Genomic DNA, 17,973 nt, shown 5'->3' with positions numbered 1-17,973 from the left:
CAATGGCGCGGATCCCCCTGCCCACCCCACCCGCCCGGCCTCTGACAGTTTCCGTGTGCGTCCACCCACGGAAAGAAAAAAAGAAGAGCAAAAGCTGCTTGGCTGGGCGCTCTTTGTAGAGCCGAGCCCACGCTCGGCTGCTGCTCGCGGTAGACCCAGCCGAGCATGGGCTCGGCTCTACATTGGTTTCTCCGACATCAGAAACCGCTCTTGCTCCTGCCTTTGCCATCCGCTCCGCCTCATGAACCTGTCGAGGCCGGGATGGTGTGCGGTGGCAGGGGTGTGAGCCGCATGGATGCGGCGACCAAGCCCCCATGGACGGGTTTACGGCGTCCCCTGCCACCCCACAGCACCCCGGCTCACCCTCAGCACCAAGATGCGCCAGCGCTTTGGCTGTTGCAGTTCGCTGTTGCCGTACGCCTCTGCCTGCCGCAGGCATCGCCACCCGATACAATGGCCGCCTGCCGTAGCCCGGCATCCCGTCCCTGAGCCAAAGAGTTGCCCATGTCCATCGTCCGCATGACCGACCTCGACCTCTCCGGCAAGCGCGTGCTGATCCGCCAGGATCTGAACGTGCCGATCGAGAATGGCCGCATCACCTCCGAACAGCGCATCACCGCTTCGCTGCCGACGCTCAAGCGCGCGCTGGAGCAGGGCGCGGCGGTGATGGTCACCTCGCACCTGGGGCGCCCGAAGGAAGGCGTGTGGAGCGAAGCGGAGTCGCTGGCGCCGGTCGCCCAGCGCCTGTCCGAGCTGCTCGGCCGCGAGGTTCCGCTGGTGCGTGACTGGGTCGACGGCGTCGACGTGCAGCCGGGCCAGCTGGTGCTGCTGGAAAACTGCCGCATGAATGTCGGCGAGGGCAAGGACGACGAGGCCCTGTCGAAGAAGTACGCCGCCCTGTGCGACGTGTTCGTGATGGATGCCTTTGGTACCGCACACCGCGCGCAGGCCTCGACCCATGGCGTCATCCGCTTCGCCCCGGTCGCGGCCGGTGGCCCGCTGCTGATGGCCGAGCTGGACGCGCTGGCGCAGGCGCTGGACGCACCGGCCAAGCCGCTGCTGGCCATCGTTGCCGGCAGCAAGGTCAGCACCAAGCTGGAACTGCTGGCCAACCTGGTCGGCAAGGTCGACCAGCTGATCGTTGGTGGTGGCATCGCCAACACCTTCATCGCTGCCGCCGGCTACAAGGTCGGCAAGTCGCTGTATGAGCCGGACCTGCTGGACACCGCGAAGAAGATCGTGGCCGATGCCAAGGCGCGTGGCGCCGACATCCCGCTGCCGGTCGACGTGGTCACCGCCAAGCAGTTCATGCCGGACGCTGTTGCCGAAGTGAAGGCGGTCGACGCCGTCGCCGAGGACGACCTGATCCTGGATATTGGCCCGCAGACCGCTGCGCAGTACGCGCAGCTGATCGGAAAGGCCGGCACCGTGGTCTGGAACGGCCCGGTCGGCGTGTTCGAGTTCGAAGCCTTCAGCAAGGGCACCGAAGCGCTGGCCCGCGCCATCGCCAGCTCGCCGGCATTCTCCATCGCGGGCGGTGGCGACACCCTGGCGGCGGTCGACAAGTTCGATATCGCCGGGCAGGTCAGCTACATCTCCACTGGCGGTGGTGCGTTCCTGGAGTTCCTGGAAGGCAAGACCCTGCCGGCCGTCGCCGCGCTCGACGCGCGCGGCGCATGAGTGCCGACCGTAGCAGGGATGTCCTGTTCTTCGACCTCGACGGCACGCTGATCGATTCGCAGGTGGGCATCACCGCCTGCATCGCCTATGCGCTGCAGAAGATGGGCCATCCGGTGCCGCCGCAGGAGACGCTGCTGGGCTGGATCGGTCCGTCGCTGCGCACCACCTTCGCGCCGCTGTTCGTCGAACCGGCACGGGTGGAACAGGCGGTGGGCTACTACCGTGAGCGCTTCGACGTCGAAGGCTGGCGCGAACACACGGTGTACCCGCAGGTGGAAGACACGCTGCGCACGCTGCATGGCCGTGGCCACCGCCTGGCGGTGGTCACCGCCAAGAACGAGCCGCATGCGCGCCGCATCCTTGCGCACCTGCCGTTTGGCGGGCTGTTCGAGGAGATCATCGGTTCGACCCTGGATGGCTCGCGCAGCCACAAGCCGGAGCTGGTCGGGGAAGCTCTGCGCCGGCTGCAGGTGCAGCCCGCACAGTGCTGGATGATCGGCGACCGCCGCATGGACATCGAAGGCGCGCGTCACCATGGCCTGCGCAGCGTGGGTGTGCTGTGGGGCTTTGGTGGTGAGGCGGAACTCACTGCGGCCGGCGCTGGCCAGCTGGCACGCGAACCGGCGCAGCTGGAAACGCTGCTGGCCTAGCTTCCTGTAGCGCCGGGCCGATGCCCGGCTGCTCTGGCGCATGCCCGGCCGGGCATGGGCTCGGCGCTGCAGAACGTCCTGCGCCACCGTATGTCCGCATGATGTCCGTTCGATGACCCGCGGAGTCAGGCGGCACAAGGCTGTAACCGTATACATGCGGCGTGAAGGATGTGCTAATTTCCGTTCTTTAACGGGAGAGGCCCATCCACCATGTTCGAGCGTCAGCGTCGCACCAAGATCCTTGCCACCCTCGGTCCGGCCACTGACCCGCCGGGCGTGCTGGAGGATCTGTTCCGCGCCGGCGTCAACGTGGTGCGCCTCAATTTCAGCCATGGCGATCCGTCCGGCCAGGCCAAGCGCGCCGCCGAAGTGCGCGCCGCGTCGGCCCGGGTGGGCGTGGAAGTGGGCATCCTGGCCGACCTGCCGGGCCCGAAGATCCGCATCGAGCGCTTCGCCGAAGGCAAGGTGCAGCTGAAGGCGGGTGACCGCTTCGACCTGATCGCCAGCGAGAACGCCGGGCCCGGCAATGCCAGCCAGGTGGGCGTCAGCTACCTCGGCCTGCCGCAGGACGTGGGCCCGGGTGACGTGCTGCTGCTCGACGACGGCCTGATGCAGCTGCAGGTGGTGGAAGTGCAGGGCGACCGCATCGTCAACACCGTGCTCAACGACGGTGTGTTGTCCGACCGCAAGGGCCTGAACAAGCAGGGCGGCGGCCTGTCGCTGGGTGCCCTGACCGAGCGTGACAAGGAACTGATCGGCATCGTCGCCAAGATCGGCGTCGACTTCATCGCCGTGTCGTTCTGCCGCAACGCACAGGACATGAACGACGCGCGCGACATCGCCCGCTCGCACGGCTGTGATGCCGCGCTGGTGTCGAAGATCGAGCGCACCGAGGCGATCGAGAACCTGGAAGAAATCGTCGAGGCCAGCGACGTGGTGATGGTTGCCCGTGGCGACCTTGGCGTGGAAATCGGCGATGCCGAGCTGCCAGGCCTGCAGAAGAAGATCATCAAGGCCTCGCTGGCGCAGAACAAGGTGGTGATCACCGCCACGCAGATGCTGCAGTCGATGGTGGAAAGCCCGATCCCGACCCGCGCCGAAGTGCTGGACGTCGCCAACTCGGTCATCGACGGTACCGACGCGGTGATGCTGTCGGCGGAAACCGCCGCCGGTGCCTACCCGGTCAAGGCGGTGGAAGCGATGGCACGCATCTGCCTGGGTGCCGAGCGCCAGTTCCAGACCGAGACCGATTTCAACGCCTCGCCGCGCAACCTGGAACGTGCCGACCAGGCAATTGCCATGGCCACCATGTTCCTGTCGCAGCATGTGGGCGTGCGCGCGATCGTGGCCATGACCGAATCCGGCGGCACCGCGCGTTACCTGTCGCGTTTCCGCGCCAAGGCGCCGGTGTTCGCGGTCACCCGCCATGACGGTGCGCGTCGCCAGATGGCGCTGATGCGCGATGTGTTCCCGATCAACTTCGACAGCCGCGGCCTGACCCCGCGCGAAGCGGCGCGCGGCAGCATCCGCCTGCTGGTCGAATCGGAACTGCTGCAGGCCGGTGACCGCGTTGTGTTTACCAGCGGCGAGCACATGGAAACCCACGGTGCCACCAACACCCTGCGCCTGCTGGAAGTGGGCGAAGACGGTCGCGCCATCGGCCTGGGCGATCTGTAAGCCCTGACGGTCGGGTCGGCGCTGCCGATCCGGGGTCAGAGCCTCCTGCGGGGATTCGACCCCGTACTGACCAGGGGTCAGATCCCCGAAGGGGCTCTGACCCCATGCCGCAGGACATCCTTTGTCCTGCGTAGACGTGGAAGCGTTTCCATCCTGTCCTCCACGGCGAGGCAACGGGCAGCAGGGCTATACTTACGTTTTTCCCGCACCCGCCACAGGAAATACATGAGCATCGAACAGCTGGCTGAAACCGCCCAGGCCATGGTCGCCCCGGGCAAGGGCATCATCGCGATCGACGAATCCACCGCTACCATTGCCAAGCGTTTCGCCGGCGTCGGTATCGAGAACACCGAGGAGAACCGTCGCGCCTACCGCGAGCTGCTGCTGACCACGCCGAAGCTCAACGAGCACATTTCCGGTGCCATCCTGTACGACGAGACCATCCGCCAGTCGACCAAGGACGGCGTGCCGTTCGCCAAGTACATGGCCGACCACGGCATGATTCCGGGCATCAAGGTGGACAAGGGGGCGCACCCGCTGGCCGGCTGCCCGGGCGAGCTGGTGACCGAAGGCCTCGACGGCCTGCGCGAGCGCCTGCAGGAGTATTACAAGCTGGGCGCGCGCTTCGCCAAGTGGCGTGCGGTCATCAACATCGGCGAGAGCATCCCGTCGGGCACCTGCATCGAGTCCAACGCCCATGCGCTGGCCCGCTATGCAGCGCTGTGCCAGGAATGCGGCCTGGTGCCGATGGTCGAGCCGGAAGTGATCATGGACGGCGACCACGACATCGAAACCTGCTACGAAGTCACCGAAGCCACCCTGCGCTCGCTGTTCGACGCGCTGTACCAGCAGAACGTGCTGCTGGAAGGCACCATCCTGAAGGCCTCGATGGTCATCTCCGGCAAGGACTGTGAAGAGCAGGCCGATGTCGAGGAAGTGGCCGAGTCGACCGTGATGTGCCTGAAGAGCACCGTGCCGGCGATCCTGCCGGGCGTGGTGTTCCTGTCCGGTGGCCAGAGCGACGAGCAGTCCACCGAGCACCTGAACGCGATGAACCAGCTGGGCAACCTGCCGTGGCCGCTGAGCTTCTCCTACGGCCGCGCCATGCAGCAGGCCGCGCTGAAGCTGTGGGCCAGGGACATGAAGGGCAACTACGCTGCTGCCCAGAAGACGGTGTACGAGCGCGCCAAGGACAATGGCCTGGCCGCGCTGGGCAAGTGGAACGGTTGATCCGTCCCATCGCCGGATGAACAAGGCAGCGCCGGCATCACGCCGGCGTTTGCTTTTGCGGGTATCTTTTCCGCCCCCGCGTGCCTGGCCGGTATGCGGGAACCACATGGAAGGCCAAGGAGAAACAACATGCGTTTGGCAGCAATCACACTGGCCGTTGCCACGGTCCTGGTCGCCAGCGGTTGCAACCGCATCGGCGGCGGCGCGGACGCGGGCAAGGCCGCGTCACTCGATTTCGACAAGCCGGTATCCGGCGAGATCACCTCGCGCAGCGGCATCAACTACAACGACGGCAGCCACCACCAGCTCTACCAGATCAAGCTGGAAGACAAGCAGCTGGTCGGGCTGAAGCTGACCGGTTCGCTGAGCGGCTCGATCGCCGTGTTCAACAACGGCAGCCTGGTGGCCAGCAGCAACACCGGCTACGAGCGCGAAGGCGACGTCTCGGTGGCCTTCCGTGCCAACGGTGGCGGCACCTACCAGGTGGCGGTCAACGCCAACGGCTCGACCGACTACGGTCCTTACCGCCTGCGCGCCGAGAAGCTGGTGCCGTACGACGGCAAGCCGCTGGCGGGCAGCGGCGAGATCGTCGACATGCTGGCCGGTGGTTCCCAGGACTACACCCTGCAGGTGGACAAGGCCGGCCTGTACGAGATCCGCCTGGTGTCGGATGTCTTCGATCCGGTGCTGAAGCTGTCGGGCCAGGGCGTGGATGCAGAGAATGACGATGGCGGCGACAGCACCAACTCGCGCCTGACCCTGTCACTGAAGCCGGGCAAGTACACCCTGACCGCGCGCGGCCTCGGCGACGGCGTCAGCGGCATGTTCACCCTGTCGGCCAACCGCATCGAGCTGCCCGGCAATCTGGTCGAGCGCGATGGCACGGCGCTGCCGAAGTCGGGCAGCGTGTACACGATGCTCGACAACGATGGCCGTCGCCGCTTCCTGCTGTCGCTGGACCGCCCGGCCGATGTGCGCCTGGATGCGATTTCCAGCCAGGTTGATACCGTACTGCGCGTGGTCGGCGGCGATGTCGAGCTGACCGACGACGATGGTGGCAACGGCACCAATTCGCGCCTGGAAGAGACCCTGCCGGCCGGTCATTACACGGTCGACGTGTCCAGCCTGAACAATGGCGCGGGCATGGTGGAAGTGCGCGTGCAGGTGGATGGCGCCAGCGCCGATGGGGCTGCGGCCTCGGCGGCACGCGCCGCAGCCGACGCAGCCGCCGTGGCCGATGACGCCGCCGCGGTGGAAGCTGCCAGCCGTTGAGCGTGACCCACGCCATGCGTGGCTGAGCACAACGGTGCAACGGAAAAGGCCGGGCACTGCCCGGCCTTTTTCTTTACGTCGCGCACCGGGATTCAGTGCGCGGCGGCAAAACCCGCATCGCCCAGGGGCGGCAGCATCGACCCGCGCGGTTCGCTGTCCGCGCTTTGCCCGGCGGCGCTCAACGCCTGCTGGTAGGCCTTGGCCGTAGCGGTATTGAACGCCACCAGCACGATGCGCATCGGTTGCGCATGGCTGCGCTGCCACGCCAGTGTTTCGGTCACTGCGATCTGCGCCGCCTGGTACAGCGGATAGCCATAGACACCGCAGCTGATCGCCGGGAACGCGATCGACTGCACGCCCAGCGACTCGGCCAGCTGCAGCGACTTCCAGTAGCAGTTGGCAAGCAGCGCCGGTTCGTCGCGCTGGCCGTCATGCCAGACCGGGCCCACCGTGTGCAGTACATGGCGCGCCGGCAGCGCATGGGCGCTGGTGGCGCGCACTTCGCCCGTCGGGCAACGCACGCCCGGGCGCAGCTCCGGCAACTGCGCGCACTCGGCCAGCAATGCGGGGCCGGCCGCGCGATGGATCGCGCCGTCGACACCGCCGCCACCGAGCAGTGTTTCGTTGGCCGCGTTGACGATCGCATCCACCGCCAGGGTCGTGATGTCACCCTGCCAAACCTCGATCTTCATGCGTCCGTCTCCTGCCTGTGAGGTGATCCGCGCAGCATCTGCGCCGGCTGTTCCCACGGTAGGGGACAGGGCATCGATACTGCGTCATGACCGTCTCACGCGCTGCGATCCGACGGCCTTGACGCACGATGGCGGGCGACGCCTTCACGCAGGCTGAAGCAGAACGGGGTCGGAGCCCTTCCCCTGCGGAAAAGGGATCCGGCCCCGGGCATGTAACAGGATGGGTCAGATCCTTTTCCGCGCGAAAAAACCCTGACCCCGGGTGTCACGGCAGGCCGGCCAGCCAGTCGTCGTCGGAGCCTTCGTTGACATCGGCGAACAGCGGCGTGGAGAAATAGCGTTCACCGGTGTCCGGCAGCATCGCCAGGATCACCGCGCCGGGTTCGGCGCGGGCAGCCACGTCCAGCGCGCTGGCCACGGTGGCACCGGCAGAGATGCCGACGAAGATGCCTTCCTCGGCGGCCAGGCGGCGCGCGGTGGCGATCGCGCGGTCATCTTCGACCGAGACCAGTTCGTCCACCACATCGCGGTTGAGCACGTCCGGCACGAAGTCCGGGGTCCAACCCTGGATCTTGTGCGGCTTCCAGTCATCGCCCTTGAGCAGGGCGGCGCCGGCCGGCTCGGTGGCGATGATGCGGGTCTGCGGGCGCGCGACCTTCAGCACTTCGCCCACACCAGTGAGCGTGCCGCCGGTGCCCCAGCCGCTGACGAAATAGTCCAGCCGCTTGCCGGCGAAGTCGCGCAGGATTTCCGCGGCGGTGGTGTTGCGGTGATAGGCCGGGTTGGCCGGGTTGGCGAACTGGCTGGCCAGGAACCAACCGTGCTGTTCGGCCAGTTCGGCTGCCTTGCGCACCATGCCGCTGCCGCGTTCGGCAGCCGGGGTCAGGATCACCTTGGCACCATAGGCACGCATCAGCTTGCGGCGCTCGACCGAGAAGGTCTCGACCATGGTCGCCACGAACTTGTAGCCGCGCGCTGCGGCGACCATCGCCAGGGCCACGCCGGTATTGCCCGAGGTGGCCTCCACGATGGTGTCGCCCGGCTTGAGCAGGCCACGCGCTTCAGCGTCGAGGATGATCGCCAAAGCCAGGCGGTCCTTGACCGAGCCGCCCGGATTGAACGACTCGACCTTGGCGTAAACGCTGACCTGCGGCGGTGCCAGACGCTGCAGCTTGACGATGGGGGTGTTGCCGACGGTGTCGAGGATGGAGTCGTACAGGGCCATGGAAGCGCTCCGGAAACGGGGCCGCGCCGGGCTTCGGCGGGCGAAGGGGGGAGGGCTGGCCGTTCAGGCCAGCGGCTGCCGGCTGACCGTAGCGCCGGCATATGACGCCCGGAAATGACCAGATACCTTTCTTAAACAACCTTTGGTTATAAGCTGGTGACGGCAATTGACCCTAGAGTGGACCTCCGCCCCACGCCGCCTGCCTGCCCATGACGCTGACCCAGCTGCGCTACCTGGTTGCCATCGCCGACGCCGAGCTGAACATCACGCTGGCCGCCTCGCGCGTGCACGCCACCCAGCCCGGCTTGTCCAAGCAGCTCAAGCAGCTGGAGGACGAGCTGGGTTTCCTGTTGTTCGTGCGCAAGGGCCGCAGCCTGGAGTCGGTCACCCCGGCCGGGACCGAGGTGATCGCCCGCGCCCGCGCCGTGCTGGCCGAGGCCAACAACATCCGCACCTACGCGGCCAACCAGCGGCGCGAGAGCCAGGGCCAGCTGATCCTGACCACGACCCACACCCAGGCGCGCTTCGTGCTGCCGCCGGCGGTGGCGGCGATCAAGCAGGCTTACCCGCAGGTCAGCGTGCACCTGCAGCAGGCCGGTGAAGCCGACGCGCTGGATCGCTTGAACCAGGGTGACGCGGATATCGCCATCATCAGCACCGCTGGGGGGGAGCCCACCGATGGCATCGCGGTGCCACTGTTCCGCTGGCGACGCCTGGTGGTGGTGCCCAAGGGCCACCCGCTGGACCGCGCCGGGCGTGCACCGGACCTGGCCGCGCTGGCCCGGCAACCATTGATCAGCTACGAATCCTCGACCCGCCCGAATTCGTCGCTGCAGCGTGCGTTTGCCGCCAACGGGCTGGTGCCGGATCTGGCGCTGACCGCGCTGGATGCCGATCTGATCAAGACCTATGTGCGTACCGGCCTGGGCGTGGGCCTGCTGGCCGAAATGGCGGTCAGTTCCAACGACGAAGACCTGAGGTCGTGGCCGGCGCCGGACCCGATCAGCGAGTGCATCGCCTGGGCGGTGCTGCCGCGCGACCGCGTGCTGCGTGATTACGCGCTGGAGCTGGTGCATGTGCTGGCACCGCAGATCGATCCGCGCGACCTGCGGCGGGTGCTGGATGGCAACCAGGCGGCCGCGTGGCCGGTGCCACCGACCTGGGAATCACTGACCCAGACCATCACGGTGTGAGGTTGGTCGAGCAGGGCTTGCAGCCCTGCACCCGCCGAATCATTCAAGCAACAGCAACAGCAGAAGCGGCATTCCGTGGGTTGGCGGGGCGGTGTCGGAGTGCGGGGACGCTGCAAGTACGTCCCTGTAAGCTTGGCAGCCGCATCCATGCGGCTGACACCCCGCACTCCGACACCGCCCCACCTCTGACAGATCCCGGTGGCTGTCGGTAGGTGTCGACCTTGGTCGACACGGTAGATCCACGCCATGCGTGGATGAAAGCTGTCAGATGTCGAAATGCATCTGGGGTCAGATCCGTTTTCCTTCGGAAAACGGATCTGACCCCAAAGCCGTTCCAACAGACCGCAGGAAACTGTCGAAGGCGGGGTGGGTCCGGTTGCGGGAGTGTCCGCGGCATGGATGCCGCGGCCAAGCCCCCATGGATGGGTTTACGGCGTCTCCCGCAACCGGACCCGCCCCGCCATTCAACAGGAAGCCAGCTTTTGCTTTTGCTGTTGCTTCGGCTCTTGCCGTGGACGTGGCCTCTGCAGGTGCAGGGCGCAGCCCTGCCGATAAACCCCCTCCTGCGACGGTTCGTCGCACGGGGAACCCTGGACCCGGCTCTACACTAGCGGGATGACCCGGCTGTCCCGCCCGCAGCGCCTTCTGCTCCAGCTTGCCGTCCTGGCGACGCTGCTGATGGTGCTTGCGCCGCTGGTCAGCCGCGCGCTGCAGGCGCAGCCGATGGACCACGCTGCGATGGCCGGCATGGACCACGCGCACATGCAGCATGATGGTGCCGGATTGGGTCAGAGCCCTCTGCATGGGCAGAGGGATCCGACCCCACCGGCCGATCCCCACGCCATGCACGGCGAAGCCTGCGAATACTGCGTGCTGGCGATGCGCCTGCTGCCGTGGCTGGCCGTGCTGGTGCTGCTGTTGCCGCTGTTGTGGCGGCCGCGGCTGGTGTTCCCCTGGTCGCGGCAGGTGCTGCCCGCGCTGTGCTGGCCGGCGCATGCCGCGCGTGGGCCGCCGCCTTTCTCCATCGTTCGCTGATGTCCCTGTCGAATCTGCCGCACGACGCCTGACCGGGCGCCGTGCGCGCGTGCGTACCTTGGAGCTGTTCCGATGAAAATGACTTCCCGCCCCGCGGGCGCCTGTGCGCGCCTGCCGGTTGCCCTTGGCCTGGCCGCAGCTGCAACGCTCGCCCATGCTGCGCCCGCCGAAGAGGCGCGTACCCTCGACACCCTGGTGGTCACCGCTGCCGCACCGTCCTCGCCACTGCACTGGGTGACCGACCCACGCCTGCCGCGGCAGCCTGTACCCGCCAGTGATGGCGCCGATTACCTGAAGACCGTTCCCGGTTTCTCCGCCATCCGCAACGGCGGCACCAACGGTGACCCGGTGCTGCGCGGCATGTTCGGTTCGCGCCTGAACATCCTCAGCAATGACGGCAACCTGATCGGTGCCTGCCCGTCGCGCATGGACAATCCGCTGTCCTACATCGCGCCGGAAAGCTTCGACCGGCTGACCATCATCAAGGGCCCGCAGAGCGTGCGCTGGGGCGCCGGTGCCTCGGCTGGCACCGTACGCTTCGAGCGCGATACACCGCGCTTCGAAGAGCCGGGCCTGCGTGCCGATGCCAGTGCGCTGGTCGGTTCGCGCAACCGCAACGACCAGGTGCTCGACCTGACCCTGGGCAACCCGACCGGCTATGTGCGCGCCAGTGGCAACCGTTCCGAAGCCGATGACTACAAGGACGGCCACGGCGATGTGGTGCCATCGAAGTGGCGCAAGTGGAACGGTGACGTGGCGATCGGCTGGACGCCGGATGCCGACACGCTGCTGGAAATTTCTGCCGGTGCCGGAGATGCGATCGCACGCTATGCGGGACGCGGCATGGACGGGGCCGCGTTCGAACGCACCAGCTATGCCGCGCGCTTCGAGAAGCGCAACCTGCCGGGTGCGTGGGACACGGTGCAGGCCAACGTGTACTACAACGAGGCCGATCACGTGATGGACAACTATACGCTGCGTGCGCCGAACCCGAACAGCACGATGCCGATGCCGATGGCTTCGAACGTGGATCGCCGTACCCAGGGCGGCCGGGTCAGTTCCGAGTGGCGCTGGCAGGACGTGCAGCTGGTGGCGGGCGTGGACGGCGAAGACAGCCGCCATCGTGGGCGCATGGGCATGGGCCGCGGCACCTATCGCCAGGTGGCGTGGGAGACCGATGCCCACTTCCGCCGCAATGGCGTGTTCACCGAGTTGACCCTCGGCGCCGGCACCGATCAGCGTTGGATCAGCGGCCTGCGCATCGATCGCGCCAGCGTGCGCGACGAGCGGCAGTCGCTCCGCGGAATGATGGGCAACATGCCCAATCCGACTGCGGGCCAGCGTCGCAAGGAATGGCTCGGCAGTGGCTTCCTGCGCTACGAGCAGGACCTGGCCGACGGCCTGACCTGGTACGCCGGCCTCGGCCACAGTGAACGCATGCCCGACTACTGGGAGCTGTTCTCGCCCGACCACGGCCCGGCCGATGCGGTGAACGCGTTTGCCGGCATCCAGCCCGAGCGCACCACCCAGCTCGACGCTGGCCTGCAGTACAAGGGACCGCGCGTGCAGGCCTGGGTCTCGGCGTACGCCGGGCAGATCCAGGACTACATCCTGTTCACCTACCACCGCAGCGGCGCGATGGGGATAAGCCAGGCCAGCAACGTCGATGCGCGCATCGCCGGTGCCGAGGCGGGGCTGGAAGTGAGCGTGGCCGAACAGTGGAAGCTGGGTGGCACGCTGGCCTATGCCTGGGGCGAGAACCGCGACCAGCAGCGTCCGCTGCCGCAGATGCCGCCGTTGGAAGCGCGCCTGAGTGCGAACTGGGAAGGCCAGCGCTGGAGCGCCGGTGCGCTGCTGCGCGCGGTGACCCACCAGCATCGTGTCGCAGATGGCCAGGGCAACGTGGTCGCGCAGGATCTCGGGCCGAGCGCGGGCTTTGCCACCTTCGCGCTCAACGCGGCGTACCGTTTCGGTTCGCAGCTGCAGCTCAGCGCAGGCGTCGACAACCTGTTCGACCGCGCCTACAGCGAGCACCTGAACCTGGCCGGCAGCGCCGACTTCGGGTTCCCGGCCGACCCGGTGCGCATCAACGAGCCGGGGCGCAGCGTGTGGATGAAGCTGAACTACCGGTATTGATCCGCCGGGTGTAAAAAAAAAACGGGGCCGGATCCCCGCCAGGATCCGTCCCCGCCCGACGCCCTCCGTCGGGCAGCTTCGACTCTACGATGACTGACCCGGTGGTGCACGACGGGATACACCCCGATACACGCCGACACTGCCCATGGCAGCCTTGCACGGAATGGGTTCAAGGCGCTATCGCAGCCCTGGTTCCACGCCGGTAAACGCTTGGCACATACCGCTTTCAGGGGCACTTGCCTACACTCGGCGGCCGTGGATCAATTTGGACCGTTCATGTTGGCTCGTATCGCTTCGACCCTGGCCCTTGGCCTCAGCCTGGCCGTGCTGGCCGGGTGCGCAGGCAAACAGGAGGCCGCCGCGCGTCGGCAGGGAGAAGCGGTGCCGGTCACTGCGCAGGTCGTGCAGTCCCGTCAGTGGAGCGACACCCTGCAGGCGCTTGGCACGGCCAAGGCGCGCGAATCGATCAGCGTGACCGCCAAGGTCAGCGAAATCGTCGAGAAAGTGCATTTCGAAAGCGGCCAGCACATTGCTGCCGGTGCGCCGATCGTGACCCTGCGTGGGCAGGCCCAGGAGGCCGCACTGGTGCAGGCGCAGGCGACCTTCCATGAAGCCGATCAGCTGTACAAGCGCCAGCGCGAGCTGGCCGCCCAGCGGCTGGTGTCCAGCGCCACGCTGGATACGCAGAAGTCGATCCGCGATGCCGCCGAAGCGCGCGTGATGCAGATGCAGGCAGACATCGGTGATCGCCGTGTGCGCGCGCCGTTCGCCGGCGTGCTCGGCATCCGCCAGGTCAGCCCTGGCTCGCTGGTGACCCCGACCACGGTCATCGCCACGCTCGATGACATCGAGCACATGCACATCGATTTCCAGGTGCCTGAAGTGGAACTGGCTGCGCTGGGCGTCGGTGACAAGGTCAGCGCCACCAGCGTGGCCTGGCCGGGCCGCACCTTCGAGGGCGTGGTCAGCACCATCGATGCGCGCATCGACCCGGCCACCCGTGCCGTGACCGTGCGCGCCGACTTTGCCAACGGCGACCATGCGCTGCGTCCTGGCATGCTGCTGGACGTGCGCCTGTTCCGCCCCGAGCGCCCGGCGCTGGTGATTCCGGAAATCGCCGTGGTGCAGGTCGGTCGCGATACCTTCGTGTACCGCATCAAGGCTGACGACAGCGTCGAGCGTGTGGACGTGGTGACCGGCGCGCGCCGTGCCGGCGTGGTCGAGATCAGGCAGGGTCTGGAAGCGGGCCAGCGCATCGTGGTCGATGGCACCGGCAAGCTGCGTCCGGGCCTGAAGGTTGCCGCCAAGGACGCAGCGCCCGCCAGTGGTGCAAAGCCCGCTGAAGACGCTGCGCCGGCCGCGGCCGAGGGCCACGGCGGATGAAGCTGTCCGACATCTCCATCCAGCGGCCGGTGTTCGCCGTGGTGATGAGCCTGTTGCTGCTGGTGCTGGGCGTGATGTCCTTCACCCGCCTGACCCTGCGCGAACTGCCGGCCATCGACCCGCCGATCGTCTCGGTCTCGGTGGACTACACCGGCGCCTCGGCGGCGGTCATTGAAAGCCGCATCACCCAGGTGCTGGAAGATGCGCTGGCCGGCATCGAAGGCATCGATACGATCAATGCGCGCAGCACCAACGGCCGCTCGCAGGTCAGCATCGAGTTCACCTCCAACCGCGATATCGAAGCGGCGGCCAACGACGTGCGCGATGCGGTCAGCCGCGTGGCCGACCGCATGCCGGAAGAGGCGCGGCCACCGGAGATCGCCAAGGTCGAAAGCGATGCCGACCCCATCATCTGGTTCAACATGGTCTCCTCGACCATGGACACGCTGGAGCTGAGCGACTACGCCGACCGTTACGTGGTCGATCGCTTTTCCAGCCTCGATGGCGTGGCCCAGGTCCGCATCGGCGGCCGCCAGCGCTATGCGATGCGGATCTGGCTGGACCGGGACCAGCTGGCCGCACGCGGGCTGACCACCGGCGACGTGGAAACCGCGCTGCGCAACGAGAACGTGGAGCTGCCGGCCGGCCGCATCGAGTCGACCGACCGTGATTTCACCCTGCGCGTTGAGCGCAACTACATCAAGCCCGAAGACTTCGCGACCATCCCGCTGGGCAAGGGCCGCGACGGTTACGTGGTGCGCATGGGCGACGTGGCGAAGATCGAGCTGGCCTCGGCCGAACGCCGCGCGTACTACCGCAGCAACGGCGAACCGGGCATCGGCCTGGGCATCGTCAAGACCTCCACGGCCAACTCGCTGGACGTGGCGCGTACCGCGCGCGCTGAAGCCGAGCGGGTGGCGCTGACCCTGCCCAAGGGCACGCAGATCTTCGTCGCCTTCGACAACACCACCTTCATCGAAGCGGCGGTGGACCGCGTCTACGCCACGCTGGTGGAAGCGATGATCCTGGTGCTGGCGGTGATCTGGCTGTTCCTCGGCAGTTTCCGCGCCGCGTTGATCCCGGCGGTGACGGTGCCGGTCTGCCTGGTCGCGGCGTTCATCGCGCTGTATGCGTTCGATTTCTCGATCAACCTGCTGACCCTGCTGGCGCTGGTGCTGTGCATCGGCCTGGTGGTGGACGATGCGATCGTGGTGGTGGAGAACGTGCAGCGCCGCATCGACCTGGGTGAGCCACCGCTGGTGGCCTCCAAGCGCGGCACCGCGCAGGTCGCCTTCGCGGTGATCGCCACCACCGCCGTGCTGGTGGCAGTGTTCCTGCCGGTCGGCTTCCTGGAAGGCAACACCGGGCGCCTGTTCCGCGAACTGGCAGTGGCGCTGGCCGCCGCCGTGGCGTTGTCCGCATTCGTGGCGCTCACACTGACGCCGATGATGGCCTCCAAGCTGCTCAAGCCGCACACCGGGCAGGCGCCACGTGGCCTGCACGGCTTCATCAACCGCAACCTGGAACGCCTCGCGGGTGCCTATGGGCGGGTGCTCGATCACCACGTCGACCGCACCTGGATCTACCTGCTGGTGATGCTGGCCGCGCTGGTCGCCAGCTGGGGCCTGCTCAAGCTGCTGCCCTCGGAACTGGCGCCGGCCGAAGACCGCGGTTCGTTCCAGATCATGATCGACGGCCCGGAAGGTGCCGGCTACGACTACACCGTGCAGCAGGTGCAGCAGGTGGAGGCGCTGCTGGCCCCGCATGTCGGCCCGGACAAGCCGATCGTGCGTGCCAACCCGCGCGTGCCCGGTGGCTTCGGTGCCAGCGAGGAAATGCACACCGGCCGCGTCAGCATCTTCCTGCAGCCGTGGCGCCAGCGCAGCGAGGCCACGCCGGACGTGGCCAACGAACTGCAGAAGGAACTGGACACCATCCGCGGCGTGCGTGTGCGTACCCAGGTCGGTGGCGGCCTGGTGCGCAGCGGCGGGCAGCCGTTCCAGATCGTGCTGGGTGGGCCGGAGTACGCGGAGATCGCGCAGTGGCGCGACCGCATCCTGCTGCGCATGGCCGACAACCCCGGCCTGGTCGGCCCCGACTCGGACTACAAGGAAACCCGGCCGCAGATGCGGGTCAACATCGACCGCCAGCGTGCGGCCGATCTCGGCGTGCCGGTCACCGCGATCGGCTCGGCGCTGGAAACCATGATGGGCTCGCGCCGCGTCACCACCTTCGTCGACAATGGCGAGGAGTACGACGTGCTGGTGCAGGCCGGACGTGACGGTCGCGCCAGCCCGGCCGACCTGGCCGCGATCCGCGTGCGCGCCACCTCTGGCGAGCTGGTGCCGCTGTCCAACCTGGTCACGTTGAGCGAAGTGGCCGAGGCCGGCACCCTGAACCGCTTCAACCGCCTGCGCTCGATCACCATCAGTGCCGGCCTGGCGCCGGGCTATCCGCTGGGCGAGGCCATTGCCTGGGCGCAGAACGTGGCCCAGGAAGAGCTGCCGCAGTACGCGCAGGTGAACTGGAAGGGTGAATCGCGCGAGTACCAGAGCGCCGGTGGCGCCGTGCTGCTCACTTTCGCCATGGCCCTGCTGGTGGTCTACCTGGTGCTGGCCGCGCAGTTCGAGAGCTTCATCCACCCGCTCACCATCATGCTGACCGTGCCGCTGGGCGTGCTCGGCGCGCTGGTCGGGTTGTGGGTGAGTGGCGGTACGGTGAACCTGTTCAGCCAGATCGGCATCGTGATGCTGGTTGGCCTGGCCGCGAAGAACGGCATCCTCATCGTCGAATTCGCCAACCAGCTGCGCGACGATGGGCGCAGCGTGCGCGAGGCGATCATTGAATCGGCGATGGTGCGCCTGCGCCCGATCCTGATGACCTCGATCGCCACCGTGGTCGGCGCCATTCCGCTGGTGGTGGCCGGTGGTCCCGGTTCGGCCAGCCGTGGCACGATCGGCATCGTGATCATCTTCGGTGTGACCCTCTCGACCTTCCTGTCGCTGTTCGTGGTGCCGGCGTTCTACGCGCGGCTTGCCCCGTACACCCGTTCGCCGGAAGCAGTGAAGCGCGAGCTGGAGAAGCAGGAAGCGGAATCGCCGTCGGTGGGCGGCCATGCCTGACCGGCACACCGACGGGATCGGGTCCCTCGCTGACGGGGTCGGACCCCTTTCCCAAAGGGAAAGGGCTCTGACCCCACTTCGAGGCGACGGCTTCCAGCTGCGCCCCTGGCGCCCGGATGATCTGGAATCGCTGCTGCGCCACGCCAACGATCCCGAGGTGTCGCGCGGCCTGCGCGACCGTTTCCCGTACCCGTACACGCGCACCGATGGCGAGGCCTTCCTCGCCGGCCGCGTGCTGGCCCCCGGAACCCTGAACCTGGCCATCGAGATCGACGGCCAGGCCTGCGGCAGCGTCGCTGCCCAGCAGGGCATGGCCGAGCGTGGGCACACCGCCGAACTGGGCTACTGGCTGGGCCAGGCCTATTGGGGGCACGGCGTGATGACCCGTGTGGTCGGGCTGTTCGCACCGTGGGTGATGGACGAGCTGCGCCTGTTCAGGCTGCAGGCCACGGTCGTCGACTTCAACCTCGGCTCGGCGCGGGTGCTGGAGAAGAACGGCTTCCAGGAGGAGGGCGTGGAGCGCTGCGCGGTCTACAAGCGCGGCGTGCTGCACGACCTTCGCCGTTTCGCCCGGGTACGCACCCAGCTGCCCTGAACACGCGGGCTGGCCGCTGTAGAGCCGAGCCCATGCTCGGCTGCCCTCGGGGGCCCAAGCCGAGCATGGGCTCGGCTCTACAA

At 67.5% G+C, this 17,973-nt stretch carries 13 protein-coding genes; 11 read left to right on the top strand and 2 right to left on the bottom strand.

Annotated elements, in window-relative coordinates; translation table 11 throughout:
* Window positions 1-504: 504 nt before the first annotated feature.
* The 5 genes from VG566_RS11550 to VG566_RS11530 all read left to right on the top strand — a co-directional run bounded on the left by VG566_RS11550 (window position 505) and on the right by VG566_RS11530 (window position 6,509).
* Window positions 505-1,680 (top strand): phosphoglycerate kinase, encoded by a 1,176-nt coding sequence (locus tag VG566_RS11550; protein WP_049405010.1) that lies wholly within the window; start codon window positions 505-507, stop codon window positions 1,678-1,680.
* Window positions 1,677-2,330: an HAD hydrolase-like protein gene (locus VG566_RS11545; RefSeq protein WP_241884267.1), complete on the top strand. Its 654-nt coding sequence runs from the start codon at window positions 1,677-1,679 to the stop codon at window positions 2,328-2,330. Before VG566_RS11550 ends, VG566_RS11545 begins: the two co-directional genes overlap by 4 nt.
* A gap of 210 nt (window positions 2,331-2,540) precedes the next feature.
* Window positions 2,541-4,007 (top strand): pyruvate kinase, encoded by a 1,467-nt coding sequence (gene pyk / locus VG566_RS11540; RefSeq protein ID WP_049465592.1) that lies wholly within the window; start codon window positions 2,541-2,543, stop codon window positions 4,005-4,007.
* Window positions 4,008-4,232: 225 nt separating this feature from the next.
* Window positions 4,233-5,237 carry a class I fructose-bisphosphate aldolase gene (locus tag VG566_RS11535; protein WP_164111359.1) on the top strand — a complete coding sequence of 335 codons (1,005 nt, stop codon included), beginning with the start codon at window positions 4,233-4,235 and terminating at the stop codon, window positions 5,235-5,237.
* A 129-nt stretch (window positions 5,238-5,366) separates the two neighbouring features.
* Window positions 5,367-6,509, top strand: a complete 1,143-nt coding sequence (locus VG566_RS11530) for a hypothetical protein (RefSeq protein WP_014648232.1) — start codon at window positions 5,367-5,369, stop codon at window positions 6,507-6,509.
* A 92-nt stretch (window positions 6,510-6,601) separates the two neighbouring features.
* Here the strand turns inward: VG566_RS11530 and VG566_RS11525 are convergent, their stop codons facing one another.
* Both VG566_RS11525 and cysK read right to left on the bottom strand, forming a co-directional pair.
* Window positions 6,602-7,201, bottom strand: a complete 600-nt coding sequence (locus VG566_RS11525) for an O-acetyl-ADP-ribose deacetylase (RefSeq protein WP_014648231.1) — start codon at window positions 7,199-7,201, stop codon at window positions 6,602-6,604.
* 265 nt (window positions 7,202-7,466) lie between these two features.
* Window positions 7,467-8,426, bottom strand: coding sequence for a cysteine synthase A (gene cysK / locus VG566_RS11520; protein ID WP_014648230.1), 960 nt, complete (start codon window positions 8,424-8,426; stop codon window positions 7,467-7,469).
* Window positions 8,427-8,635: 209 nt separating this feature from the next.
* Between cysK and VG566_RS11515 the strand changes: the two genes are divergently transcribed.
* The 6 genes from VG566_RS11515 (at window position 8,636) to VG566_RS11490 (ending at window position 17,890) form a co-directional block, all read left to right on the top strand.
* On the top strand, window positions 8,636-9,619 hold the full coding sequence (locus VG566_RS11515) for a LysR family transcriptional regulator (protein ID WP_010481448.1): 984 nt from the start codon (window positions 8,636-8,638) through the stop codon (window positions 9,617-9,619).
* Window positions 9,620-10,234: 615 nt separating this feature from the next.
* Window positions 10,235-10,654, top strand: coding sequence for a DUF2946 family protein (locus tag VG566_RS11510; RefSeq protein WP_164110913.1), 420 nt, complete (start codon window positions 10,235-10,237; stop codon window positions 10,652-10,654).
* Window positions 10,655-10,726: 72 nt separating this feature from the next.
* Window positions 10,727-12,790 carry a TonB-dependent copper receptor gene (locus tag VG566_RS11505; RefSeq protein WP_241884268.1) on the top strand — a complete coding sequence of 688 codons (2,064 nt, stop codon included), beginning with the start codon at window positions 10,727-10,729 and terminating at the stop codon, window positions 12,788-12,790.
* A 276-nt stretch (window positions 12,791-13,066) separates the two neighbouring features.
* The gene (locus VG566_RS11500) at window positions 13,067-14,173 is read left to right on the top strand and encodes an efflux RND transporter periplasmic adaptor subunit (RefSeq protein ID WP_032957171.1); all 1,107 of its coding nucleotides are present in this window, start codon (window positions 13,067-13,069) and stop codon (window positions 14,171-14,173) included.
* Complete coding sequence (locus tag VG566_RS11495) at window positions 14,170-17,295, top strand: efflux RND transporter permease subunit (RefSeq protein ID WP_111144194.1); 3,126 nt, start codon at window positions 14,170-14,172, stop codon at window positions 17,293-17,295. The genes VG566_RS11500 and VG566_RS11495 overlap by 4 nt, the downstream gene beginning before the upstream one ends.
* Window positions 17,288-17,890, top strand: coding sequence for a GNAT family N-acetyltransferase (locus tag VG566_RS11490; RefSeq protein WP_075076060.1), 603 nt, complete (start codon window positions 17,288-17,290; stop codon window positions 17,888-17,890). Before VG566_RS11495 ends, VG566_RS11490 begins: the two co-directional genes overlap by 8 nt.
* Window positions 17,891-17,973 lie beyond the last annotated feature (83 nt).

Source organism: Stenotrophomonas sp. CASM114 (assembly GCF_049384325.1).
GTDB classification, from domain to species: domain Bacteria; phylum Pseudomonadota; class Gammaproteobacteria; order Xanthomonadales; family Xanthomonadaceae; genus Stenotrophomonas; species Stenotrophomonas muris.
Note: the sequence above shows the minus strand (reverse complement) of the source record. Positions and strands in the feature narration are given on the sequence as shown.

Coding starts and splice junctions, on each gene's coding strand:
- VG566_RS11530 (WP_014648232.1), top strand. CDS start 5,367: ATGCGTTTGGCAGCAATCACACTGGCCGTTGCCACGGTCCTGGTCGCC.
- VG566_RS11490 (WP_075076060.1), top strand. CDS start 17,288: ATGCCTGACCGGCACACCGACGGGATCGGGTCCCTCGCTGACGGGGTC.
- pyk (WP_049465592.1), top strand. CDS start 2,541: ATGTTCGAGCGTCAGCGTCGCACCAAGATCCTTGCCACCCTCGGTCCG.
- VG566_RS11525 (WP_014648231.1), bottom strand. CDS start 7,201: ATGAAGATCGAGGTTTGGCAGGGTGACATCACGACCCTGGCGGTGGAT.
- VG566_RS11510 (WP_164110913.1), top strand. CDS start 10,235: ATGACCCGGCTGTCCCGCCCGCAGCGCCTTCTGCTCCAGCTTGCCGTC.
- cysK (WP_014648230.1), bottom strand. CDS start 8,426: ATGGCCCTGTACGACTCCATCCTCGACACCGTCGGCAACACCCCCATC.
- VG566_RS11515 (WP_010481448.1), top strand. CDS start 8,636: ATGACGCTGACCCAGCTGCGCTACCTGGTTGCCATCGCCGACGCCGAG.
- VG566_RS11500 (WP_032957171.1), top strand. CDS start 13,067: ATGTTGGCTCGTATCGCTTCGACCCTGGCCCTTGGCCTCAGCCTGGCC.
- VG566_RS11535 (WP_164111359.1), top strand. CDS start 4,233: ATGAGCATCGAACAGCTGGCTGAAACCGCCCAGGCCATGGTCGCCCCG.
- VG566_RS11550 (WP_049405010.1), top strand. CDS start 505: ATGTCCATCGTCCGCATGACCGACCTCGACCTCTCCGGCAAGCGCGTG.
- VG566_RS11505 (WP_241884268.1), top strand. CDS start 10,727: ATGAAAATGACTTCCCGCCCCGCGGGCGCCTGTGCGCGCCTGCCGGTT.
- VG566_RS11495 (WP_111144194.1), top strand. CDS start 14,170: ATGAAGCTGTCCGACATCTCCATCCAGCGGCCGGTGTTCGCCGTGGTG.
- VG566_RS11545 (WP_241884267.1), top strand. CDS start 1,677: ATGAGTGCCGACCGTAGCAGGGATGTCCTGTTCTTCGACCTCGACGGC.